This is a genomic window from Clostridium sp. DSM 17811 (genome assembly GCF_018861905.1).
In the GTDB taxonomy this organism is placed as follows: Bacteria; Bacillota; Clostridia; order Clostridiales; family Clostridiaceae; genus Clostridium_AD; species Clostridium_AD frigoriphilum.
The window spans coordinates 257,551-281,101 of record NZ_JAHLDU010000004.1 but is presented as its reverse complement, the minus strand read 5'-3'; the positions used below and the strand labels follow the sequence as shown (position 1 = coordinate 281,101).

Sequence of the window (23,551 nt, the reverse complement as noted above, 5' to 3'; positions counted from 1 at the left end):
TAACGTATATAATTTTATAAAAAAACAATAAAAAGTCTTAAGTTGGATTTCTCTAACCTCAGGCTTAAAATTACGTTTTACTTCTTTACGCTTTATTAATTTTCAATCTAACCTTTAAGTTTTTCTTATTTAACACATCTAAATGATTAAATTTGCTAATATCTCCACTTAAATCACTGGGCAATAAATTAATATAATGCTCAGTGGTTTTAAAGTAATAAAAGCTATATGGAAATTCCTATAGCTTTTATTTATTGGCTGTTTTCTAAATTAAAAAAATTTCAGATTCATATTAGTAATCATCCAACTCTGCTGGATCATCCCCTAAATCTTCCAATTGTATTCCGTTTTCATCCACAATATAATAATTGTCATAAGATCCATAGTTAGGGGCATCATTGTATCTATGCTGATTAACAATTAGGTCTCCAGAATACTGTCCTTTTTCTATAATTCTCAAATAATTTCCTGGACATACAAATTGTTGATTTTTGCTTTCTATATCTACCACATGTATTGCAGCAGAAGTAGCCCAAGCCTCAGACATAAAATAAACTTTCTTTTTATCTTTGCTTAATTGAGGATTAAATATTCCTGCAATTATATCTTTAACATCCACCTCCTCATCATGGCATACTACTAATAATTCCTCTGTTCCGTCAGAATATTTTACCCATAATTCATTATTTACAGCAGTATCGCCAGCTCCAGTAGAAAGTAATGCTTTATTTGTGTCTTTTAATATAATATCTACTGGTGAGACTGTATCCACTTGCTCTGCATCTTCACCAGGAACAAGACTTGCCTGTACAATATCTCCTGTAGTATTGTCTAACCAATCTCCTGAAAAGTCTTTAACATAAATTAATCCACCTTCAATTATTGCATTAGTTATTTCCGTAGAATTTTCTGGATCATTAGCATAAGCTAATTCAAACGATTTACTCCCAATAACAACAGTACCATTATCCATTGTAGCAAAAGCTGATATAGATGTTGATCCCAATATTATTAGCATTGTAAGAACCGAACTCACAATTTTTTTATTCATATATTTCTGCCCCCCATTATAATGCATTTACATAATGTTCATATATTTATATACTATAACATCTTTTACAAAGTTTCAACATAATAATCGAGTTGAAGACATAAAGTTCCTTTAAAGTAACTAATAAAAGAACCTGAAGATAGATTTCTCTAACCTCATGCTTAAAATTAATATTTACATTTTTATTATTTATAACATTTTAATATGTTTTATATTATCTTAAAGTTGTTCCAATGCATTAAATTTATCAAAATCCTTCTTCAAATCATCTGTAAACATATCAACATACTCGCTTACCATATTTAAACTATTACAATTCAATATTTTCTGCAAATGGAAAATATTATGATAAGCTCATCTACTTTTATTGCACTACAAGTTTTAACATAATATCTTTTAGTTTTACTATGATTAAAACTAAAAAAACTCCATCTCAATTACTGCACTATACTACTTTGCTAATAATTATATAAATAACAAAGACCCCCCAGAAGCATTATGGCTTCTAGGTGGGCTTATGGTGTGTCTGACAGAGGTCAGAACCTGCGAACAACTGGTTCGTAATCAACAAGTTTAACCGATTTTAAATAGCCATCAAACCGTTGCAAATAGCAATTTTATTTTCTCAATATTTTTATACTTACTTCACTGCTTCTTTTCATGATCCCAAAACTCGAAAAATTCTTCTTCATTGAAATCACGTCATAAATAGGTTTTAGAAAAAAAATATCTTATTTGTAATTTTTTCAATAATTTTTATCATAACTACTTCAATTATTTTTATATGCAGTTGTTTTGTTAATTATATTGTATGTCTTGTAAATCTAATACAGTATCAATAGAGTTGAAGTAAAATAACTTATATAATGAAATGAAAATATATAAAACTTTACTCTGTACAATTTTATTCTATAGAAAATGATAGAACTTTATTAAATTGCTTATTAAAGTTTTCTTTATATATAATTTGTATGCTTCTTAATGTAGGTATTACAACATTATAATATTTAGGCGCATGAGATAATAAGTCTGCAGTTTGTACTTGAAGAAGGTAATGCATATTTCCTTTCCCGATAAGTTCAATAGCCGTAGAAACACCCTCTGTTGTAGCCTCTATTTTATGATCATGGTATTTTATAAGTTTACATACTATTGATAACTTGTTAAAAGTATTTGGTTTAACCTTTCTTTATCTTTTTTATATTGTATGATTAGCACCTTCCCCCTCTAAATCTTGTGTTTAAATAATTGTTAATCTTATATTTACAACTCTCTTAAAATGAGATTATTAACAATGAAAAACTCACTAACTATTTATAAAACTATTATTAAATATAAATATTAAAATTACAACATTTAATACTGATGAGGCATTTGATAGTCTTATACGGTACATTAATTCTACAAAGAAAAAGAATTCGAAAATGAACCTAAAATATGTGCTGATTGCAGAAAATCAAGAAAAATACAAAGAAGCAATAATAGCTTGTTTTAACTTTTAGTACTTCTTATTAATCACTTGTATCTCAACACTTATAAACCTTTTTCTTGTTGTATCTTTAATTAAAATTGGGTACTATTTTATATTCTCAGTACCCAAACAGTACCCAACAATAACCTTGAAACAGAAAAAGATAAAATATCAAACTCTCCAAATTAAATTGAAGCTACTATTACCAGCAATGTGCTTAACGAAGAGTTAATAGACCAGTATTGGATTAGAGATATAACCGCTATAAATAAAGGTACAACAGATCTAAACCTACTCTTTGGTAACTATGTAGAGTAAGTTTTTGTATTTGATGATAAGGTTGAAATAAATCTTATCATCATTTTTTGTACATATAATACTAACAAGTTCTAAGATAATATTTTGTTATACTAATTAGACCTAGACTTTCTAGGTCTTTATCTTTATATGCAATATTCATAATTAGTTTAACATATCCATACTAGTTTTATAATAATTCTGAAGCGAATTTACACATTGAAGGTACCCTTTGAATTCATATGCATTTAGATTAAACTTCGATACCTCATTGTATATAGGAGCCTTTATTGAGTTATAACTTCCTGTCTGTATACACTTATTCACAATCTCTATAAGAGTGCTCTTTTTCATTATGAACATTTCCATTGATATATTTAATTTTTCGTCAGCACTTATGTTTCTACCTATGCTCAAAACTTTGTTATCTTCATTAATATATAATGCACTACAATTTACAAAATGTTTTTTCCCATTATTCGTTTTTTTATATAATAAAGTTAATCACTACCTGATTCCTCGTGATATTTAGCTGCTTCATTATACTCTCTGTTACATACCATATGTAAAGAAGATATTATTACATATTCAAGCTCTCTTACTTGATACACCATACTGAGTACGAGTTCTCGTTAACAGTGAAATCACCATTACCATCCGCATCTATTTCAATTTCTCCAGAAATGTTACCAGTTACATCTACAAAAACTTTACCTGAAAGCTTTCCTCCAACAAACATTTTCTTAGAACCACCATCATTTGCATTAGAAATTAGAGCAGCTAGTCCATTTTCTCTTGTCCAACCCACAATATGGGCATCATCGAAATAATCATGTTGATCCCCATAAGCAGACTCTTTCCTTGCTTTTAATAATTTATCTAATTGATCTTTTAGCGGAGCAATATCATTAGTTGGCATTCCATAATAATCTCCAAAGAAAATACAAGGGATACCTTCTTGTCTTGTTAAAATGAAAGTATAAGCCTGCAACTTAAATAAATTGTCTACCCAAGATTCAAGTGACTGTCCAGGTTGGGTATCATGGTTGTCTACAAAAGTAACTGAATTTTCGGGATAACAACTTATTAATGTATTTGACATTAACTCTCTTAGATCATAGTTCTCTTTCTCATTTGCAGCTGATACAAAATTATAATGAAGTGGAATATCAAATATATTAAATGTGTGGTCAGTGTTCTCAATATATTGTTTTAAAACATCAAGATCCGTACTCCAATATTCGCCTACTGTAAAAAGTTCTTTTTTTGCAATCTTTCTTATGTCATTTATAAATCTTTTAAAAAATTCAAAGTCTATATGCTTTACTGCATCTAATCTAAACCCATCAAGATCTGCTATTTCAATGTACCATAATGCCCACTTTAAGATTTCATCATATACTACAGGTGAACTAACATCTATATCTGTAAGCATAAGATAATCATAGTTACCATTTTCATCATCTACTCCTTCATCCCAGCTCTTACCGAGCCCCGTAAATTGATATATAGCACTTTCCTTTTTATTCTCATCCCAATCTACCCCATCAAAATGTTTCCAGTTCCATTTAAAATCGGAGTATTTATTATTTCTTCCAGAGAAGTTGAACTTAGTCCATGCTTTTATATCATATTCATCAGATATTTTATTATTTCGGTCATCTGGGTCTACTTTAGCTACCCTTACCCATTCAGTTTTATCTGCTCCCCCTTTTTGGTTAAGTACTATATCTGCTAATATCTGAATGTTATTTTTATGGGCCTCAGCTATTGCATTTATATATTCATCCTTTGTACCATATTTAGTTCGTTTACTTCCCTTTTGATCAAATTCACCAAGATCATATAAGTCATAAACGCCATAACCTGTATCGTTACTGCCACCTGCACCTTTATATGCTGGTGGCAGCCAAATAGTATTTATGCCTACATCACTTAAAGATTTACTATGTTCTTTTAAAAAGTTCCAGTGTCCTCCATCTGATGGAAGATTCCATTCGAAAAATTGCATTATAGTTCTATTCATTTAAATTAGCTCCTTTTATTTTCTTTTTAAATAAAGGCAATTGTTAGTATTACAAATTTCATTGTAACAAGGTTACTTTAATAAGAAATTATGAGTATAATCAACGTATCTCTATAATTTTAAAGCTCTGACCAAAGTAATATATCCTATTTCAATGGCATCACTATTCTATCTATAATTTATTAGAATGTTTATGTAATATAAAATTAACGGTATAATTGTATCATACCTAAATAACGTTATTAGCTATCATTTTCGACAAGGTTCAACATACATTTTTTTAAGTATTCCATCTTAAGTTATATCTATATTTCCCTAAATACATGTTATTACTTCAACGTGGTCTTTAAAAACAACTACCTTATCAACATAATTCCGTATAGTCTTCTTACACTAGCATATCTCGCTCTTTTACAAACCCTCTGAGCATTAAAACCAAGCCCTTTACTTGCTCTTCTGTTATCTTAGGAGCTTGTCTTCTACTTTACTGCTAATAGGCTCTTTCTTGTTTTGTCTTCAAACTGGAGCCACAAATCCTATTTTTAACAAAAATGCACTAAAAAAAACTCTAGCATAATCAGCTAGAGCCTTTAACTTTGGCGGAGAGAGGGAGATTTGAACTCCCGGAACGGAATAACCCGTTCGCCTGTTTTCGAGGCAGGTACCATAGGCCACTCGGACATCTCTCCATATATTAAGAACCTTTAATATTATACCATATAATTAAACTATTTAAAATATTTTTTTGTTTATAAGTTTCTTACCCTTTTGAAGATATATTCTAGGTTCAAAACAAATTATTGACATACTTAATAGTTCTGCTATAATAAACATTGTGTTTGACTGATAATGATTCTTAATTTCATTCTCATTTAAAATGATAATTTGCAATTTGCTAAATCATTATTTTTATACATATTAACTTAAACAATTTAGGAGGATTTTCATGAAGAAAAAAATATTATTCGTAGTATTAACATCCGCTTTAATTTCTGTTACTGTTTTTGCAGGTTGTTCAAAAGGTGTAGAACCTGTTAAGAAAGTAAGTGCTACTAAAGTGGTTAGTACAATGAAAGGCAATGTAACTATACCCACAAGTCCTAAACGTATAGTTGATATATCTGGATCAACAGAGGAATTATTAATTTTAAATCACACACCAATAGGTACAGCCAATGCTGATTCTTATAAAACTACGGAAAAGCCAAGTTACCTAAAAGATAAATTGAGTTCTTCTAAACTTGTAGGTTTTTCAATGATGGAAACTATGGATATGGAAGCCATCCTAAAACTTGATCCAGATTTAATTATAATGAGTGAGAGGCAAACAAAAATATATGAACAATTAAAAGCTATTGCACCTGTTGTAATGCTTAAAGATTATGCTAACGATTGGAGATCAAAACTAACAAATATCTCCAAACTATTTGGACAAGAAAAAGATGTTCAGAAATGGTTAATAGCTTACGATAAAAAAGCTATAACAATAGGTAATGAAATAAAGAAAACTAATGGCACGCAAACTTACCTTACCGTACTCGCTAGTTCAGGCAAATATTATATTTTTAGCGATGCAGCTATAGGTTCAATGTTATTATCAGATATGAAATTACCCCAACCGGCAAACATGCCAAAACAAGAGGGAATAAGTTTACCAGTAGTAACTATGGAGGGTTTATCATCAATTGATGTTGATCATATTGTAGTTATAGCAACTGATGTGGATAAAAAAGATTTATTAAGTAGTTCTGTTTGGAAAAGCATGAGAGCTGTAAAAGCTGGAAATGTTACACTGCTTCCTAGTTCTCCATATTTTGCACAAGGTTATTCTCCAATAGGAAGAGAATTATTACTTGACTCCATAAAGAAAGAATTTGTGAAATAATATGAGAGGTGCATCATTTCAATGAAAAATATAATACTTAATCAAAAGAAGAAAAAGATGAATAGACTTATTATGAGTACATTTATAATTGTAATTGGACTTATTATATTGTTTTTCGGAATTGCATTGTCAGTGTCCCTAGGTGCAAAACATATAGATTTAAATACAGTCTTGAGTATCATGTTTTCACCTAGCAATGATATAAACTCAAAGATTATCCACGATATAAGACTTCCTAGAGTAATTGCAGCTGCTCTAGTTGGAGCATTTTTAGCAGTATCAGGTGCTATAATGCAAGGAATAACAAGAAACCCAATAGCTGACCCTTCAATAATGGGAATTACCCAAGGTGCAACTTTTACAATAGCTATAGCCTTTGCAATGAAGGCTAATATCGATTCTTCAGATTTAATGTTTTTTGCCTTTATTGGAGCTAGTTTAAGTGGGATAATAGTATTTCTTTTAAGTTCAAGATCTATTAAAGGTGTTAGCCCCATTAAACTTGTTTTAGCAGGCACAGCTCTAGGTACCCTTTTGATATCTCTTGCAACTGCTATTGCAATGTACTCTAATTTATCTCAAGAACTTAGTTTTTGGATTGCAGGAGGATTTGTTACTGCAAAATGGGAAGGTGTAAAATTATTAGCCTTTGTTGGTTCATTTGGGGTCATTGCAGCTATAATTCTTTCTCCTAAAATAACCATTTTGAGCCTAGGAGAAGAAATTGCCATAGGTCTTGGGCAAAAAACTAACATAATAAGATTTATTGGAATAGTAATCGTAATATTACTTAGTGGTGGTTCCGTTGCAGTTGCCGGAAATATTTCTTTTCTGGGTCTTATTGTCCCCCAAATTGTAATGAGTTTAGTTGGACCAGATTATAGATTTATAATCCCATGTTCTCTAGTTCTTGGCGCAAATTTACTAGTTTTTAGCGATATAGCCGCTAGAATGATTAATCAGCCTTATGAAACTCCTATTGGCGCATTAACTGCATTACTTGGAGTACCTTTCTTCATATATATCGTAAGAAAGGAGGCAAAATCATTATAAAACATACACATAAAGGAAAGAAAAAACTAATTTTGATTATAAGCATTTTATCTATTTTGCTCCTTTCAATATTTATAATTAGCTTTAATATAGGAACCTTTGCTATAGGACCTCTAGATGTAATTAAAACATTATTTGGACAAGGAGATAAAAAACAGGAACTAGTACTTTTCACTATGAGACTTCCACGAATAATTATAGCTCTACTTGTAGCAAGCGCCTTAGCAATATCCGGAACAGTACTTCAAGGAATAACTAAAAACGATCTTGCAGACCCTGGCATATTAGGTATAAGTTCCGGTGCAGCACTTGCTGTAGTTATTTATATATATTTTATGAATGGAAAAGCATATTCTGATGTAAATTTGCTTACTATATTTACCATGCCTATTATAGCTCTCTTTGGAGCAGGCTTTGCGGCCTTCCTTATTTATACTTTAGCATGGAAAAAAGGTATAAATCCTACTAGATTGATTTTGATGGGTATAGGTATCAATTCTGCTTTTTCTGCTATATTGGTTCTATTTCAATTTAGATTTTCAACGCAGGATTTTAACAAAATAATGATTTGGACCTCAGGAAGCATTTGGGGAACTAATTGGAGTTATGTTATAGCAACGCTCCCTTTTGTATTCATTTTTACAGGCCTTATAATTTATAAGGCTAGATACCTTGATGTTTTAAGTTTAGGTGACGAGTTATCAGTTGGACTTGGCGTTAATATAGAAAAAGAAAGAAGAACGCTACTAATATATACCGTGGCTCTAGCAGGTGCAGCTACAGCTGTTGCAGGTACCATAGCCTTTTTAGGGTTGATTTCTCCACATATAGCTAGAAAACTTGTTGGACCAAAACACAAATTATTATTACCAGTTTCAGCCTTAGTTAGTTCAATAATTTTATTATTGTCTGATACTATAGCTAAAAATATTTTAGCGCCTATTGAAATGCCTGTTGGAATAGTTGTTTCAATTATTGGAGTACCCTATTTCATTTATTTGATTATGAAAGAATAATTATGAATGCTTAGCTTAGGAGGTTCTATATGAATAGCATAAAAACCGAGAATCTTTCTATTTCTTATGGAGATTCTGACATTGTAAAAGATTTAAATTTAAATATACCTAAAGGAAAAATTACAACTATTATAGGCTCAAATGGTTGTGGAAAATCAACCATATTAAGAACTATCGCAAGAATATTAAAACCCAAAAACGGAATCATATACATAAATGGTAATGATATTCAAGGTTTAAGTTCGAAAGCAATAGCAAAAAAAATGGCGGTTTTACCTCAAAGTCCCGAGGCACCAAATGGATTAACTGTAGGTGAACTTGTAGCCTATGGAAGATTTCCTCATCAAAGTGGATTTGGCAAATTAATGACCAAGGATAAGGAAAAGATAGATTGGGCACTTAAGATAATTAACATGGAAGAATTCAAAGATAGGCCTATAGAGTCATTATCCGGTGGGCAAAGACAAAGGGTATGGATAGCTATGACTCTCGCACAAGAAACGGAAATTTTATTATTAGATGAACCTACAACTTATTTAGATTTAGCACATCAGTTAGAAATTCTACAATTATTGGATGATTTAAATAAATTACATGGACAAACTATTGTAATGGTAATTCATGATTTAAATAACGCAGCAAGGTTCGCAGATTATATGGTTGGAATTAAAGATGGTGACATAGTTTGTAGTGGCACCCCTAGAGAAATAATGACTAAAGCTAATCTAAGAAAGATATTTAACATAGATGCCATAGTTGTTGATGAACCTGTAAATCATAAGCCAGTCTGTATTACCTATAACTTAATATAGATTTAGTTTAATCTTAAAAATAACATTAAGGCAGGATAATCATCCTGCCTTAAAATTATTTTCTATTAATACCTTTGTTTGCAATTGAGCGCCCATATAATTTTTCTTTTTCTTCTTCAGTAGCATCACTAGGACCGCTCGTCATGTTAGGCATGTTATACATATGAGTTACCTTAGCGTTTGAAGCCCCACTAACACCCTCATTATCTCCTGATTGTTCATCAGATTGTTTTGTTTCATTTAAATCATTTTTATTCATAGGTATGCTCCCTTCTAATATAAAAAATACACTGCATATAACCAGTGTATTTCATAGTTTACCCAATTATGTTAACATTTAATCCTTTGGTAATCTAAGTGAAAGACAAGTAAGTCCTCCATCCATTTTTTCAAATTCAGACATATCTACCTCAATGATTTTAAACCCTGCATCTAATAATGCTTTTTTTGAATTTTTAAAGCCTATTGGAATGATAAGATACCCATTTATTAAAATACAATTTGCTGAATATGCCTCGTTATCATCTACTTTAATTACTTTAAACTCTTTAAAATCTTTAAACAACTTGTGTTCCTTAAATTCTCCAGTGGCAACAAAAATATTGTTTTCTAAGTAAACTACTCCTGTTTTGAGATGAAGTATATAATGTACATCCGCGGTAGATGATGTATATCCATATTTGCTAAGTATTTCTGTGAGCTGTCTTGCACCTTCTGCATTAGTTCTCTTAGATTGACCTATATAAAAATGATTTTCTACTCTTAATATATCTCCCCCATCCAAACAAGCCTCTCCACTTAAATATTCTATGTTGACATAGAACTTTTTCAAAACATCAATAATTCCTTTTTCTTCTCCCTTTCTTGACTCTGCACCCGGCTTTGTAATAATGGCACATTTCTCTGTTACAATAGCTACATCCTCAACAAAAGTTGAATCTGGATATCGCTCATCAGCTTCCAATACCAACACATTGCATCCACATTTCTTTAAAGCTTCTATATAATCCTCATGTTGTTTTATAGCCTTTTTATAATCTGGCTTACCCATATCTGAAGTAGTAATCCCCTCAGCGAAATTTTTGCTTAACTTTCTTACAATTACATTTTTTATCATAATAAAATCCCCTTTCGTTTTATCTTATACATCTTACATAGCAAAATCTATGCCAATATGCTATCAACCTACTTATTCTATAAACAGGTTAGTCTAAGGGAATATAAAAATTTTTCAAGTTAATAAAGCGAAAAAAATTTTGCCTTTACGCAAAATTTTTTTCGCTTTATTATATATTATATTTTGACAATTTATAATTTAATGCTTGCCTTGATATTTTTAACATTTTTGATGCCTCTGTTACATTTTTCGTGTTTTTTATCGCATATACTATAATGTCTTTTTCATAACTTTTTACAAGTTCGCTTAACGATTTATCAGATGTCACAAGACCTGGCACGCAATTCTTCTCGCTTTTCACAGAAAACATATAGTCTGGAAGATCCTCCACTGCAATTTCATTACTATATGTTATATTAAAAGCAGATTCTATCACATTTTTTAATTCTCTTATATTGCCTGGCCATAAATAATTTTTAAATATTCTTAGAACCGATTCATCAAGCCCCTTAATCTCTTTCTTCATTTTTCGATTATATTCTTTTATAAAATAGCCAGACAAAAATTCAATGTCATTTTTTCTATCCTTAAGCTCTGGAAGACTAATTTGAAGTACTCCAATTCTATAAAACAAATCTTGTCGCAGTTTGTTTTCCCTAATAGATTTTAATGGAGATTCGTTTACCGCGGACAAAATTCTAACATTTACCCTTATACATTCAGTTGAACCCACTCTTCTAATTTCCAAACTTTCTATCGCTTTCAATAGTTTCGCCTGCATAGATATTTCCATAGAATTGATCTCATCTAAAAAAAGAGTACCACCATCCGCCGCTTCAAATAAACCCTTTCTATTTTCAGCACCTGTATAACTACCCTTTACCGTACCAAACAAAATACTCTCAAGTAATGTAGCAGGTATAGCTGCACAATTTTGAGATATAAACGGCTTTGAAACTCTGCTACTATTTTTATGTATAGCTTGAACCACCATTTCTTTTCCCGTGCCCGTTTGTCCATAAATTAGAACTGGAGAATCAGATTTCGCTACTTTTATTATCTTTTTCTTAATATCTAACATATTTTCATCATTAGTTATAATTTGATCTATATCATATAGTTGCCTTTTTTCTTCCTCTCTTTCTTTCAATCTTAATGTTATATCTTTCCTTTGTTTTTCAGGTTCAATATATATCGAAACCTCTACTACTCCTATAATCTTTTCACCTGATTTTACTGGAAATGTTGAATTAATTGCATCTATGGCTACGCCTTTATAATTCACAAGATGTTGTTGTTCATTTAAAATAGCCTTACCACTTTTTAACACCCTTAACAATGTACTATTTTCATCATTTAGATTAGGATATATGTCCCAAAGATATCTTCCAACCAGTTCCTCATCATAAAGATTATTAATATCTTTTCTAAAATTATCAGAATATTCAATAACACCTTTTTGATTAACCATTACAATAGCATCTATATAATTGTGTAAACTTAGAATTTGTTTAATATAATTCTGTAGCATAAAAACACCTCAATTTAAAATTTATCCAGCAATCTACAATTCAATATTATCAAATACGCCCCTACCTAAGAATATTATTAAAGCACTAAATATAAGATTATATGCTATAAATGAGGCGTAGGCTATAACTACTCCAACAAAACTACTAGACGAACTATATAATACGGCAAGAAGAATTATAGCAGGTGTTACTATCCCAACTAATATCATAATTCTCATAAATCCCGTAGTTACTATATTCTCACCACCGCCCAAAAGTCTCCTAGTTAGGATTCCTCCATATATAAAAAGAGAACCTATTGATTCAAATGCTACTATATTAAGAATTATAAGCATAATGCTACTTTTAAATAATATTCCTGTTATCAAAAACACTATAGTCCCATCAATAAGGTTTTTTATATTATCAACTACAGTTGCATAGATAATTTTCTTAAACGAATGATCAGGCAGCATATATATATACTGGTTTGTTAAATCTTTTCGCCATTTGCTTGCAAAATTAAATATTAATTGGAGATATATCATGCCCCCTAAGATTATTACTAGATCCTTAATGGGACTAAATAAACCAGCAGTTATTGCTATAACAACATAAATAACGGTCCCTATATTTATAAGTCCAAACCCTGTTTTTTTATACTCTAGTATTTGTCTCCAAAATATAGCAGAGGCAAACTTTCCTTTTCTTGTATACTTGACTTTTCTTACTCTAGGTTTTTTACCAGATTTCATAAATACTTGCTCACCATTTCTTGATGCAGAGATTGCAGTTTCTTTATACTCAGTTGAAGCTAACACATCTTCATAGTAGTCAAGTTTCATAGAATAAATTATATAACAGCAAATAGCACCTAATGCTATAATCAAAATAGTATAAATAATAAACATTGTGTTAATACCATTCATTGAAGCCATTATAATTTCTCTTACCCAACCGTATACTGGAATATAAGGTATGATTGAACTATTCAACAGTGACATAATAGCCTTACCTGGTGACCTAGTTACATATAGTTCTATAAAGTACGCTATTAATACAACTATTCCTAAGCCTTTAAAAATATTTCTTATCATTGTTTTGTTTTTTACACTTTTAGAAGCTATGGAATATAATAATATTTTTAGTGTTGATGTAAAAATAAGCATAATAAATAATCCAAAAACAATTACTAAAATCCCATATGACTGAATATTACTATAACTACTAAGAGTGTATCCTTGAAATAAAACAAAAACCACTGCTATAAATGAAGAATATATTTGTTTTATAAATCCATATATTAAGACTTTTTGAGGGCTAATAGGAGATGTAAATATAAAATTTATATCTGCGCCTCTAAAAAAAGTAGCTCCATTATTTATTGATGAATAGATGTCCGGAACCGTAAATAGTAAAATAACACATCCAACAATAGTACTATATAACATTGGATCCAGGATACTTTTTGTTCTACTAGTATCTTTATTAACAAAAAATACAAGACACAAAGATACTAAACATAATATGTATAAAACAAGCTTTAATGGTTCATGCTTTAACTGAAGTAACCAATTTTTTATAGATTTTCTTATTATATAAAATAATGGCTTCATACATTTCCCTCCGTTACATCAAAAAAGAGTTCCTCTAATGTCTCATTCCTACTCTTAAGCTCCTGCTTTGTGCCAGATAGAACTATATTCCCATTTTTCATTATAAGCACCTTGTCCCAGAAATCATCAACGCTATCTATTATATGTGTACTTATTAAAATAACTGAACCTTTTTCTTTAAGCTCGATAATTGCTTTCTTTAGTTCCTTAATAGCCTTAGGATCAAGTCCCATTAATGGCTCATCAAATAATATTACCCTTGGTCTTATTATTAGAGCGCAACAAATGCTTACCTTTTGCATCATACCCTTAGACAATTGTTTCCCAAGTTTGTCTTTCTTATCGCTTAAATCAAATCTTTTAAGCAATTCTTCAGCTTCATCCTTATAGTCTTCTATTCCATAAGCCGCAGCTATATATTCTATATGCTCATAAACCGTTAGCAAATCAAACATAGCTGAAACTTCCGGAACATAAGAAAATATTTTTTTTGCATCAATGCTCTTATTTGGGTGCCCACAAATTTCAATGTACCCATTATATTTTAATAATCCAGCAATAGATTTTATTGTAGTGCTTTTTCCAGCTCCATTGGGGCCTAAAAGAATGGCAATTTCACCTTCGTTAACTTGAAAACTAATATTGTTTACAGCTATTTCTTTAGAGTATTTTTTAGTAAGATTTTGTACAATAAGCATGATACTCATCTCCTTAAATAAATATATATATTTTAATTATACCAAATATCCCTATTATTGTACAAATGCATGGTTTAACGCTTCCATTTTGGTAACTTATTAGTGAATTCATTAGTAACCTTGTTAGTGAACTTATTAGCAGAACTCTTAAGATATCCTATAATTAGACGATAATATATATAAAAGGTGGGATAATACATGAAAATGAATTTTAAAAAAATAAAGAATACAAAAATTACAACAAACATAATAATAATTTGGATCATATCATTACTTGCAATACTCTCAGTAGGCGCTATTGGTTATACTAATACTAGTAAAATGTATGCTATTAGTAATGATGTTAACAGTAACGTTATTCCAAAGCTTAAAGATTGGGGTGATGTTAATGGATATATGGGTGTCCTTCGAAATACTTTAACTAAAATAATTGATAGGCCCTTTGATGAAAAAAATGAAACTGGGATGTTAGATTTAAACAGTAAAATCACTACAATTATTAATAGACAAGTCATAACATCGAAAGGTGATTCAACAGAAGCTGCTTTAGTAAAATCAGCTAAGGATGCTTATGAACATTATTACTCTTTCATCCCAAATATAATTGACCAAAGAAGACGAAATCTTGTTCCTGATAAGCAAATAACAAATGTTGATATGGGTGTGTTTGGTACAATTCTTGCTAAAAATATTACAGACCTTGTAGATTATCAAAAACATATTGCTCAGCTTCAAAATGATAAATCTAGGAATTTGTATAATAGTAGTAGAATTACATTTGGAATTATATTTTTATTGTCTATTTTAATATTATCAACAATATCTCTACTTATTATTTTGGTATTAAAAGCTTCTATTAAAGAATTTACAGATAAACTCCATATATTATCTAATGGCGATTTTACAGTAAAAATTGATACGGAACTAAGTAACGAATTTGGCACAATGAATACTGCATTAATAAAAACTATAACTTCAATTTCAAATATTTTAACTAACATTAATCATGATTCGGTATATATTTCAGAGCAAGCGCTATCATTATCTGCACTGTCCGAAGAAATGAATGCATCAACTAAAGAAATATCAAGTTCAATTAATGAAGTTGCACAAGGTTCCTCTAGCCAAGCCCAAGAGCTTATGGATATGAGTGGTTCACTAAATTCTTTTGGTAAAACTCTAGAAGATATCACCTTATCTATAACTGGTGTTGATAAGAATACAAATGCTATAAACTTTAAAGCACAAAATAGCAATAATGAATTAACTCATCTTGCTACTTCAATTAATGATATAGCAGTTTCTTTCAACGATGTTAGCATCAAAATATCAAACTTAACTAATAGTGTTAATGAGATAACAAAAATAACAAATTTAATAAATGCTATTGCAAGTCAAACAAACTTACTTGCACTAAATGCAGCAATTGAAGCAGCAAGGGCTGGTGAGTCTGGAAAAGGATTTGCAGTTGTAGCTGATGAAATTAGGAGACTAGCTGAGCAATCTAAAAATTCTTCTGATGATATAAATAATTTATTGAAATCTATACAGCAAGAAACTAAGATTGTTACAGAAACTACAGATACTGCAAATGGAGAACTTACAAAACAAATTTCTGTTGTAGACACATCTATTAGTTCATTTAAAGAAATAATAACTTCTATTGAAAATATATTACCTGAAATAGCCGGTATAAACAGTTCAATACTTGGTATTAATAACAGTAAGAATACCATAATCGCCTCTGCTGAGAATACATCTTCAGTATCAGAAGAAAATTCTGCAGCTGCTGAGCAAATATCTGCTGCTACAGAGGAAATGACAACTTCCTCTGATGAAGTTGCAAGATCTGCTCAATTACTAAATGATAAAACTGCCTCTATGATAAAGCAAATTGAGAAATTCACTCTTAAGTAATTTTGTCATTAAATTTACTATTAACAAAAAATAAAGTAGCAGAAAAACTAGAGTTCACGCTCTAGTTTTTCTGCTACTTATTATCATATATTTTTAAAAAGCTTATTTTTGTACTAATATATCATCTCCGGCCTTAATATAACCAGCCTCTAGTACCTTAGCAAATATACCTTCTCTTGGCATTATACAATCACCAACAAGTTTCATTATTTCACAACCAGCATGACATTCCTTTCCTATCTGCGTTACCTCTAAAACTACCTCCCCAATTTTGAGCTTAGTCCCCACAGAAAGTTCATACAGGATTACCCCTTCTGTGGTAATGTTTTCAGCAAATTTTCCTGCACTTAATCCTTGAGCTCCTTTTGCTTTCATTTTATCAATGCTCTCAACCCCAAGAAAACTAACTTGTCTGTGCCAATCACCTGCATGTGCATCTCCCTCTAGACCATGATTAAATTTGAAAAAACCTTTTTCGATAGGATGTTTTACTACACCTTTTTTCTCGCTTATATTTACTGCAATAACCTTTGCCATTACAATCCCTTCCTTTCAAATGTTCCCGATTTCCCACCACTTTTTTTTACAAGCATAATATTATTTATAACCATTCCTCTATCAATTGCCTTACACATGTCATATATAGTTAGTGCTGCAACAGATACCGCAGTAAGTGCTTCCATTTCAATGCCTGTCTTTCCTACAGTCTTCGTCGTTGCAGTTATTTCAATTTTACTGTTTTCGAAATCGATTTTAAAACTAATATTACAGCCTGATATCATTATGGCATGACACATTGGTATTATTTGCGAAGTGCTTTTAGCCCCCATAATTCCGCCTACCTGTGCTACCGCTAATACATCTCCTTTTGAAATAGATCCATTCTTTATTTTTTCTAAAGTTTCTCTCTTCATTGAAATTGACCCAACCGCTATAGCTTCCCGAACAGTGTTAATTTTTTCAGATACATCTACCATTTTAGCTCTTCCCTCTTCATTTATATGCGTAAATTCCATTATTTTATCCTCCTATTTGGTACATCATCTTTTCACTTCTACTAATTTTTTCTTCCTCAAGATGATGTTCAAGTGGCTTATCAAAAATCGCTTGTTTTAAAACATTTGTAAGCATTTCTTCATTATTTATGTATTGCTTAAGGTTTATCTCTTCTTTTGAATGAAGACACGGCTTAATTGTTCCCGTCGATGTAAGTCTTATTTTATTACAATCCGAGCAAAATTTGCAACTCACTGGACTAATAAATCCAATCTTCCCTTTCGCTCCATCTAACTTGTACATTTGAGCAGTACTACTTTTTTCATTCTCAATTTGAATTAACTCAGGATGATTTTTTAATACTTCCATAAAACTGATTTTGCTTTTATCATAAACTTTTATACCCTCACCTATAGGCATTAGTTCAATAAACCTTATTTCTATTGGCATTTCGCGAGTTAAATTTAAAAAGTCTTCAAATTCTGTATCATTAAACCCTCGCATCAATACAGTATTAATTTTTACTGGTTTTAACCCAAGTGTTAAACATCTATCTATACTTTCCATTACCTTATCAAGATTTCCTATTCTTGTTATACTTTTAAACTTCACATCATCCAATGTATCAAGGCTGATATTAACTCTCTTAAGTCCAGCTTTTTTTAGGTCACTTGCCATGTCCGCAAGTAAAATACCATTTGTAGTTATAGCAATGTCCTCTATCCCTTGTAGTTTTGAAGTTTCATATATTAGTTTATCTATATCTTTCATAACCAGTGGTTCACCACCAGTATACCTTACTTTGTTAATACCTAATGTTTCTGCTACTTTTACTATTTTTAAGATTTCTTCAAACCGCAGTATATCCACATGTTCTAATTTTTTTATGCCCTCTTCTGGCATGCAATATATACATCTTAAATTACATCTATCAGTTACTGATATTCTTAAATAATTGATATTTCTCCCATGACTATCTCTCACAAAACCATCTCCTAAAATTCAATTATTTCCGCTAGATTCTAGCACACTCATTAGCTTCCCCTTTAAGTATATCAATACCATGTGGGATAGCAGATAATATAAATTGAAGATTTTCTACAGCACCTTTGGGACTACCAGGAAGATTTATAATCAAGGTTTTTTTACGTATTCCTGCAATACTTCTTGAAAGCATAGCCTTTGAAGTAATTTGGAGTGATTTCATTCTCATGACCTCACCAAATCCAGGTACATATTTTTCAATAACATTTTGAGTTGCCTCAGGGGTAACATCTCTTTGTGAAAATCCTGTGCCTCCATTAGTTAGAATTAAATCCACTTTTAGATCATCACATAAATAAATCAATTCTTTTTCTATTTCATCTTTTTCATCAGAAATCATTTTATAGAAACTTATAACATATCCATTGCCTTCTAATTCACTTCTTATCGCAGGGCCTGTCCCATCAATTCTTTCTCCGCGAGAACCTTTATCACTCATAGTTAATATTGCAGTTTTAATCATTTTCATCGCCCCATTTTTAAAATTTGCCGAATTTAATTGTATGTATAATACTATATTTCATTTATACTCTTTACTAGAACCCATCACTTTTATATCTTATATAAAAAATATCACTAATCGTTTACAGCTTTGAATGAAAGATTAAATTTTCTTTAATTATTACTACAATTAACTTTTATTACAACATTATTTTATCATATTTTTAATCAACTTACCTTGTAATCTTATTATTTTTATTTGTTTTTTGTTTAAAATCATATAAATTATTGATACAATTAGAATCATAGAACCAATTGAACAAAGATAGTGTTTACACTATCAATAAAGTAGGAGGAGTAAAAATATGAATGTAGCTACCTATAAGAATTTGCTAGTCGAAGTTGAAAAAGGTAATAATTGCGTTATGATTACAATGTTAAATAACAAAAATGATGAGAATAAGTCATCCCAGAATAAAATTCTTTATACTGAAGAGAATCTTAGCAATCATAATCACATATCTAATTTAGATAAACTACTTTACGAAAAATCAAAGTATGCTTTAGAAACCGGCAATCTTCAATTTGTTAAACGATCTGAAAACGAAACTTATCTAATTGAGCCATATTTTCCTGAGCCACGATTAATAATTTTAGGTGGTGGACATATTGCCAAACCCTTAGCTGAATTTGCCTCAAAGACAGGATTTTCAGTTACAGTTGTTGATGACAGGCCCTCATTTGCAAATAGTGAACGATTTCCTACTGCGCAGAAAGTAATTTGTGAAAGTTTCGATCACTGTTTCGACTTAATTAATTTAAATAAGTCTGCATATGTTGTCATTGTAACTCGAGGTCATCGTCATGATATGGATTGTTTAAGGCAGGTTTTAAAACACAATACCGCATATGTTGGAATGATTGGTTCAAAACGCCGTGTTAAAATTGTTATGCAGCAAATGCTAGACGATGGATATTCTAAGGAGAAATTAGACAAAGTCAATGCACCTATAGGTCTTAAGCTAGGCGCAGTTACACCTGATGAAATAGCGATTTCTATTATATCTCAGGTAATTAGTTACAGAAGACTTGGCGATACAACTGCTATTACTAATCCTATAAAGACCAATTGGCCGGAATTTGATCATGATGTATTAAATGAATTATGCCAAGAAGAGAATTCTCCGGGAGCAATGATTACAATTATTTCTACTAAAGGATCAGTTCCAAGAAATGCTGGAGCTAAAATGCTTGTATGGCCCTTTGGAAAGATCTTAGGGAGTATCGGCGGAGGATGTAGTGAAGGCGAAATAATTAAAACCGCCCGTGATTTAATTAAAGATGGTGGATATAAACTTCAAAACATAGACATGACAGGTACCATTGCAGAAGATGAAGGTATGGTATGTGGCGGAATTATGAATGTTCTAATAGAAACTTTTTAAAAATAGGACCCATGGTAATTCTTTAATTACCATGAGCCTTATTTTAATTTAAATGATATAATTTTCGTTTAATCATTCCATTACTAATTTCAATATTATTAAGTAAGCCACCAAATTCTATAGATATATTGTTGTTTTCTATTAATAAACCTAAGTACTTATCTCGCTTAATGCAATTTTTAATGTTATTAAATTTTATAGGTATTTGCGGGTTTACTGGCTTTACGCTTATACTAAGCACTCTATTTTCTCCATCAGTAATGCTAGCTGTGTAATCAAGCACATTATCAATTCCAAACATAACTTCATCAATCATTCCTATAAAAAGAAACTTCCCATCTTTTAACTTTAAATATTCGTTAACTCTTCCTTTTACATAATCCATTCTTTTAAATATATTACTACAAGAACAATTTTTAGGCAAGAACCTAGCAATATCTCCAGTTCTGTACCTTATAAGTGGCATTGCTTCTCTCCTAAATGTTGTAATTACCACTTCACCATAACTACCCTCTTTAACATTTCGCCCAGTTACTGGATCAATGATTTCAGTATATAAATCCACATCTCGCATATGGTATCCATTTATAGCACTACATTCAACTCCGCCTCCATACCCAATCTCAGTCATTCCATAATGAGTAAATGCTTGACAACTAAAGGCACTGCTCACAGCACTACATAATGTTCTTGGCACATAGTCTCCGCTTAAAAGGACGCTTTGTAACTTTAAATGTTTATACCTACCATCAGTGAGTTTAATTTTTGCCAGATAAAATATTTGAGTTGGTAATCCTACAATGCAATCAATATTCTTTGATTTTATTGTTTCTAAAGCATCACAAACATTAAACACAGGTCCATATATAATCCCATCACAGCCTGCTTCATTAAGTCCTTCCTTTAAAAGTTGACCTATACTATGGGTACTTTTCCCTGGCATCAATATAAGTACTCTTTGACCTGGAGTTACAATATTGAGCATACCATATTTAAAAAAATTGGATGTAGCTTTAAGATCATTTTTAGTGAAAAAGATTCTTTTAGGATTTCCCGTAGTTCCCGAAGAAGTCATTGTTACAATCCTTAAAATTTGATCAAGTGTTGTACATAAAAAACTTTTTGGATTTTTTGCTAAATCATCTGAAGTAGTAAAAGGTACTTTTTTAAAATCTTCAAAATTTTTAATATCATCACTAAAAATATTCTTTAATTTTTTTCCATAAAACTTACTTCTCTTAGCAAAATTTATAGTCTTTCTAACTTCTCCCAATTGATATAATTTTAAGCTTTCCTCAGAAAGTTTTTTATCACCAGTTTCCATAAAGAGTCTATCTTCCATCCATTTTTCATATAGTGTTTTAAGCATATTACACACTCCATATTACTTTATCTAGTCAAGCCTTTCTATGGCTTTAACAGATAAAGTTTTGAGATTAATCCCTTCTACAAAAAAATTAGATCCATCAAAACTTATAAAATTAATACATCCATAATCTTGCTTTATATTGAAAATATTCTTTAAATCTAAATCTAAATTTAAAAGGCTACAAAGCAATGCCCTAATAAAACCTGCATGACTACAAATAACAATATTCCCTTTTGTGGAATAAATTATATAATTAAGAATCTTTATTGCCCTTTGCTGGCACGCTCTAAATGATTCACCATTAAGAGGTATAAAGTCTGCTATATTTTCTCCTCTTTTTTTATAAACCTCTGGATCTTTATTTTTTACTTCTTCAAAAGTTAATCCATCTAAATTCCCCATATCTATTTCTCTAAGTTCTTCTAAAAAAGTCACTTCTCGATCCGGAAAGGCAATATTTACAGTACTCTTACACCTAATCAGATCACTACTAAAAATACTGTTAATAATTACTCCACTCTCCATAAAAATGCAGGCTAATTGCTTTGCATCATTCATCCCCTTAACAGAAAGCCCGCAATCTGTATGTCCCAGATACCTTTTTTCTCTTCCATATTCAGTTTCCCCATGTCTTAAGATATAAATATTTCTTTTCAAAACTTATCACTAATGTTTTCTAGTTTTGTCCCTAATATACTTTCAACTTTTTCCTTAAGGATTTTTGTATTAATATATTTTTCATTTACTTTTTCAAAAACATCTGGCACATCCTTATATATACTAAAGGAGTCTTCAAATCTTTCCTTTAATGTGACTAGTGTTTCACCTTTAAATAATTTATCGCAAAGATAAACTATTTCTTTTTCACCTATTTTATATTTAGTCTTTAGCGACATATGTTCATTAATAATTTCCATTGGGCACTTATATCCAAACCCTTCAACAATTTTTGCTCCTCGCAAAGCATGGTTTTTCGATCCCTTAGCTACATCATGAAGTAGTGCACCAGCATAAATATAATTTATATTTAACTTATATCCATTATCATTAAGTAAAAGTGACACTCCCTTTGCAAACTCAGCTACGCTCTTCATATGATTTATTGTTTCTAGTTTTACATTACATAATCTTAATATCTCCATACATTCCTCATAATCAGGACATGGATATACTGAAAGATGCTCTAAAAGAACTTTAAAATCTTCTTTAGTATCCATATCAAGTAAAACGCCCCTATCAGCAACTGGCTCATAATACCACTGTTTTTTATGTTGATTGAATAATTCTCTTAATCCTCCTTTAGGATTACTATTTATTATTTCTTGCGTTAGTGAGTATGGAACTAATGTGGGATGACCTGTTTCCTTCTCAAATATAGGAAACATTATGCCACCTTTAATTTTATCATAACTTTCCATCATTTTCTTAACAGTGTGATCTCTCACGGAAGGGATATCTACAGGTAATATAAAGAACGCATCTGTTTCCTTTGTAAGTGATTCTACTCCAGCTATTATTGATGAATACATACCTTCACTATATTTATCATTGATTACGACCTTAATATCATTTAATCCAATTTTAATATCACACAATTCCTTTTCTATACGATCATTTAAATAGCCTGTAACTACAATAATATCATTTATTCCGCAATTTTTGAAAAGTTCTATACATCTTTGAAGTGGAGTTTTACCATCCAAATTAATTATTGGTTTAAAGCTCCCCATCCTTGTCGAATATCCTGCTGCAAGTATTATAGCAGCATAGTTTTTCATGTAATCCT

21 protein-coding genes, 1 tRNA gene and 1 pseudogene are annotated in these 23,551 nt (G+C 30.7%); 7 read left to right on the top strand and 16 right to left on the bottom strand.

What is annotated here, in order from left to right:
* Positions 1 to 292: 292 nt before the first annotated feature.
* Entirely contained in the window at positions 293 to 1,051 is a 759-nt protein-coding gene (locus KPL44_RS08150) for a hypothetical protein (protein WP_216248582.1), read from the bottom strand.
* A 1,408-nt stretch (positions 1,052 to 2,459) separates the two neighbouring features.
* Here KPL44_RS08150 and KPL44_RS08145 point away from each other — a divergent pair.
* A pseudogene (locus KPL44_RS08145) lies at positions 2,460 to 2,546 on the top strand (zinc-ribbon domain-containing protein); the annotation flags it as partial.
* A 438-nt stretch (positions 2,547 to 2,984) separates the two neighbouring features.
* Here KPL44_RS08145 and KPL44_RS08140 read toward each other — a convergent pair.
* The 3 genes from KPL44_RS08140 to KPL44_RS08130 all read right to left on the bottom strand — a co-directional run bounded on the left by KPL44_RS08140 (position 2,985) and on the right by KPL44_RS08130 (position 5,534).
* Positions 2,985 to 3,173: a hypothetical protein gene (locus KPL44_RS08140; protein ID WP_216248580.1), complete on the bottom strand. Its 189-nt coding sequence runs from the start codon at positions 3,171 to 3,173 to the stop codon at positions 2,985 to 2,987.
* A 244-nt stretch (positions 3,174 to 3,417) separates the two neighbouring features.
* On the bottom strand, positions 3,418 to 4,845 hold the full coding sequence (locus KPL44_RS08135; protein WP_216248578.1) for an alpha-amylase: 1,428 nt from the start codon (positions 4,843 to 4,845) through the stop codon (positions 3,418 to 3,420).
* A 597-nt stretch (positions 4,846 to 5,442) separates the two neighbouring features.
* Positions 5,443 to 5,534 (bottom strand) — tRNA-Ser (locus tag KPL44_RS08130).
* Positions 5,535 to 5,791: 257 nt separating this feature from the next.
* On the opposite strand from KPL44_RS08130, the gene KPL44_RS08125 reads away from it, so the two are divergent.
* From KPL44_RS08125 to KPL44_RS08110, 4 genes are read left to right on the top strand one after another with little or no spacing between them, the layout of a single operon-like run.
* Positions 5,792 to 6,730 carry an ABC transporter substrate-binding protein gene (locus KPL44_RS08125; protein WP_216248577.1) on the top strand — a complete coding sequence of 313 codons (939 nt, stop codon included), beginning with the start codon at positions 5,792 to 5,794 and terminating at the stop codon, positions 6,728 to 6,730.
* A gap of 21 nt (positions 6,731 to 6,751) precedes the next feature.
* Positions 6,752 to 7,783, top strand: coding sequence for a FecCD family ABC transporter permease (locus KPL44_RS08120; RefSeq protein ID WP_253201667.1), 1,032 nt, complete (start codon positions 6,752 to 6,754; stop codon positions 7,781 to 7,783).
* A gap of 56 nt (positions 7,784 to 7,839) precedes the next feature.
* Positions 7,840 to 8,799 (top strand): FecCD family ABC transporter permease, encoded by a 960-nt coding sequence (locus tag KPL44_RS08115; RefSeq protein ID WP_253201666.1) that lies wholly within the window; start codon positions 7,840 to 7,842, stop codon positions 8,797 to 8,799.
* A gap of 29 nt (positions 8,800 to 8,828) precedes the next feature.
* Positions 8,829 to 9,611, top strand: coding sequence for an ABC transporter ATP-binding protein (locus tag KPL44_RS08110; RefSeq protein ID WP_216248575.1), 783 nt, complete (start codon positions 8,829 to 8,831; stop codon positions 9,609 to 9,611).
* A gap of 55 nt (positions 9,612 to 9,666) precedes the next feature.
* Here the strand turns inward: KPL44_RS08110 and KPL44_RS08105 are convergent, their stop codons facing one another.
* The 5 genes from KPL44_RS08105 to KPL44_RS08085 form a co-directional block, all read right to left on the bottom strand.
* Complete coding sequence (locus tag KPL44_RS08105; RefSeq protein ID WP_216248573.1) at positions 9,667 to 9,870, bottom strand: hypothetical protein; 204 nt, start codon at positions 9,868 to 9,870, stop codon at positions 9,667 to 9,669.
* 78 nt (positions 9,871 to 9,948) lie between these two features.
* The gene (locus KPL44_RS08100; RefSeq protein ID WP_216248571.1) at positions 9,949 to 10,728 is read right to left on the bottom strand and encodes a dimethylarginine dimethylaminohydrolase family protein; all 780 of its coding nucleotides are present in this window, start codon (positions 10,726 to 10,728) and stop codon (positions 9,949 to 9,951) included.
* A 169-nt stretch (positions 10,729 to 10,897) separates the two neighbouring features.
* Positions 10,898 to 12,259, bottom strand: coding sequence for a sigma-54 interaction domain-containing protein (locus KPL44_RS08095; RefSeq protein ID WP_216248617.1), 1,362 nt, complete (start codon positions 12,257 to 12,259; stop codon positions 10,898 to 10,900).
* A 33-nt stretch (positions 12,260 to 12,292) separates the two neighbouring features.
* A complete protein-coding gene (locus KPL44_RS08090; protein ID WP_216248569.1) occupies positions 12,293 to 13,855 on the bottom strand; it encodes a putative ABC exporter domain-containing protein in 1,563 nt (520 codons plus the stop codon).
* On the bottom strand, positions 13,852 to 14,553 hold the full coding sequence (locus tag KPL44_RS08085) for an ABC transporter ATP-binding protein (protein WP_216248567.1): 702 nt from the start codon (positions 14,551 to 14,553) through the stop codon (positions 13,852 to 13,854). Before KPL44_RS08085 ends, KPL44_RS08090 begins: the two co-directional genes overlap by 4 nt.
* A 198-nt stretch (positions 14,554 to 14,751) precedes the next feature.
* Between KPL44_RS08085 and KPL44_RS08080 the strand changes: the two genes are divergently transcribed.
* On the top strand, positions 14,752 to 16,470 hold the full coding sequence (locus KPL44_RS08080; RefSeq protein ID WP_216248565.1) for a methyl-accepting chemotaxis protein: 1,719 nt from the start codon (positions 14,752 to 14,754) through the stop codon (positions 16,468 to 16,470).
* A gap of 102 nt (positions 16,471 to 16,572) precedes the next feature.
* Here the strand turns inward: KPL44_RS08080 and KPL44_RS08075 are convergent, their stop codons facing one another.
* Genes KPL44_RS08075 through KPL44_RS08060 form a run of 4 tightly spaced genes read right to left on the bottom strand, consistent with a single transcriptional unit; the run spans position 16,573 to position 18,973 of the window.
* Positions 16,573 to 17,007, bottom strand: coding sequence for an MOSC domain-containing protein (locus KPL44_RS08075; RefSeq protein ID WP_216248563.1), 435 nt, complete (start codon positions 17,005 to 17,007; stop codon positions 16,573 to 16,575).
* Entirely contained in the window at positions 17,007 to 17,486 is a 480-nt protein-coding gene (gene moaC / locus KPL44_RS08070) for a cyclic pyranopterin monophosphate synthase MoaC (protein WP_253201665.1), read from the bottom strand. The genes KPL44_RS08075 and moaC overlap by 1 nt, the downstream gene beginning before the upstream one ends.
* Before the next feature lie 4 nt (positions 17,487 to 17,490).
* Positions 17,491 to 18,450 (bottom strand): GTP 3',8-cyclase MoaA, encoded by a 960-nt coding sequence (gene moaA, locus KPL44_RS08065; protein ID WP_216248562.1) that lies wholly within the window; start codon positions 18,448 to 18,450, stop codon positions 17,491 to 17,493.
* A 31-nt stretch (positions 18,451 to 18,481) separates the two neighbouring features.
* On the bottom strand, positions 18,482 to 18,973 hold the full coding sequence (locus KPL44_RS08060; protein ID WP_216248561.1) for a MogA/MoaB family molybdenum cofactor biosynthesis protein: 492 nt from the start codon (positions 18,971 to 18,973) through the stop codon (positions 18,482 to 18,484).
* A 343-nt stretch (positions 18,974 to 19,316) separates the two neighbouring features.
* Between KPL44_RS08060 and KPL44_RS08055 the strand changes: the two genes are divergently transcribed.
* Positions 19,317 to 20,396 carry an XdhC family protein gene (locus tag KPL44_RS08055; RefSeq protein ID WP_216248560.1) on the top strand — a complete coding sequence of 360 codons (1,080 nt, stop codon included), beginning with the start codon at positions 19,317 to 19,319 and terminating at the stop codon, positions 20,394 to 20,396.
* Positions 20,397 to 20,439: 43 nt separating this feature from the next.
* Here KPL44_RS08055 and KPL44_RS08050 read toward each other — a convergent pair whose 3' ends face one another.
* From KPL44_RS08050 to KPL44_RS08040, 3 genes are read right to left on the bottom strand one after another with little or no spacing between them, the layout of a single operon-like run.
* Complete coding sequence (locus tag KPL44_RS08050) at positions 20,440 to 21,765, bottom strand: DVU_1553 family AMP-dependent CoA ligase (RefSeq protein WP_216248558.1); 1,326 nt, start codon at positions 21,763 to 21,765, stop codon at positions 20,440 to 20,442.
* Positions 21,766 to 21,789: 24 nt separating this feature from the next.
* Positions 21,790 to 22,422 carry a histidine phosphatase family protein gene (locus KPL44_RS08045; RefSeq protein WP_216248556.1) on the bottom strand — a complete coding sequence of 211 codons (633 nt, stop codon included), beginning with the start codon at positions 22,420 to 22,422 and terminating at the stop codon, positions 21,790 to 21,792.
* Positions 22,419 to 23,543 carry a DVU_1551 family NTP transferase gene (locus tag KPL44_RS08040; protein WP_216248554.1) on the bottom strand — a complete coding sequence of 375 codons (1,125 nt, stop codon included), beginning with the start codon at positions 23,541 to 23,543 and terminating at the stop codon, positions 22,419 to 22,421. Before KPL44_RS08040 ends, KPL44_RS08045 begins: the two co-directional genes overlap by 4 nt.
* Positions 23,544 to 23,551 lie beyond the last annotated feature (8 nt).

Coding starts and splice junctions, on each gene's coding strand:
- KPL44_RS08150 (WP_216248582.1), bottom strand. CDS start 1,051: ATGAATAAAAAAATTGTGAGTTCGGTTCTTACAATGCTAATAATATTG.
- KPL44_RS08140 (WP_216248580.1), bottom strand. CDS start 3,173: ATGAAAAAGAGCACTCTTATAGAGATTGTGAATAAGTGTATACAGACA.
- KPL44_RS08135 (WP_216248578.1), bottom strand. CDS start 4,845: ATGAATAGAACTATAATGCAATTTTTCGAATGGAATCTTCCATCAGAT.
- KPL44_RS08125 (WP_216248577.1), top strand. CDS start 5,792: ATGAAGAAAAAAATATTATTCGTAGTATTAACATCCGCTTTAATTTCT.
- KPL44_RS08120 (WP_253201667.1), top strand. CDS start 6,752: ATGAAAAATATAATACTTAATCAAAAGAAGAAAAAGATGAATAGACTT.
- KPL44_RS08110 (WP_216248575.1), top strand. CDS start 8,829: ATGAATAGCATAAAAACCGAGAATCTTTCTATTTCTTATGGAGATTCT.
- KPL44_RS08105 (WP_216248573.1), bottom strand. CDS start 9,870: ATGAATAAAAATGATTTAAATGAAACAAAACAATCTGATGAACAATCA.
- KPL44_RS08100 (WP_216248571.1), bottom strand. CDS start 10,728: ATGATAAAAAATGTAATTGTAAGAAAGTTAAGCAAAAATTTCGCTGAG.
- KPL44_RS08095 (WP_216248617.1), bottom strand. CDS start 12,259: ATGCTACAGAATTATATTAAACAAATTCTAAGTTTACACAATTATATA.
- KPL44_RS08090 (WP_216248569.1), bottom strand. CDS start 13,855: ATGAAGCCATTATTTTATATAATAAGAAAATCTATAAAAAATTGGTTA.
- KPL44_RS08085 (WP_216248567.1), bottom strand. CDS start 14,553: ATGCTTATTGTACAAAATCTTACTAAAAAATACTCTAAAGAAATAGCT.
- KPL44_RS08080 (WP_216248565.1), top strand. CDS start 14,752: ATGAAAATGAATTTTAAAAAAATAAAGAATACAAAAATTACAACAAAC.
- KPL44_RS08075 (WP_216248563.1), bottom strand. CDS start 17,007: ATGGCAAAGGTTATTGCAGTAAATATAAGCGAGAAAAAAGGTGTAGTA.
- moaC (WP_253201665.1), bottom strand. CDS start 17,486: ATGGAATTTACGCATATAAATGAAGAGGGAAGAGCTAAAATGGTAGAT.
- KPL44_RS08060 (WP_216248561.1), bottom strand. CDS start 18,973: ATGATTAAAACTGCAATATTAACTATGAGTGATAAAGGTTCTCGCGGA.
- KPL44_RS08055 (WP_216248560.1), top strand. CDS start 19,317: ATGAATGTAGCTACCTATAAGAATTTGCTAGTCGAAGTTGAAAAAGGT.
- KPL44_RS08050 (WP_216248558.1), bottom strand. CDS start 21,765: ATGCTTAAAACACTATATGAAAAATGGATGGAAGATAGACTCTTTATG.
- KPL44_RS08040 (WP_216248554.1), bottom strand. CDS start 23,543: ATGAAAAACTATGCTGCTATAATACTTGCAGCAGGATATTCGACAAGG.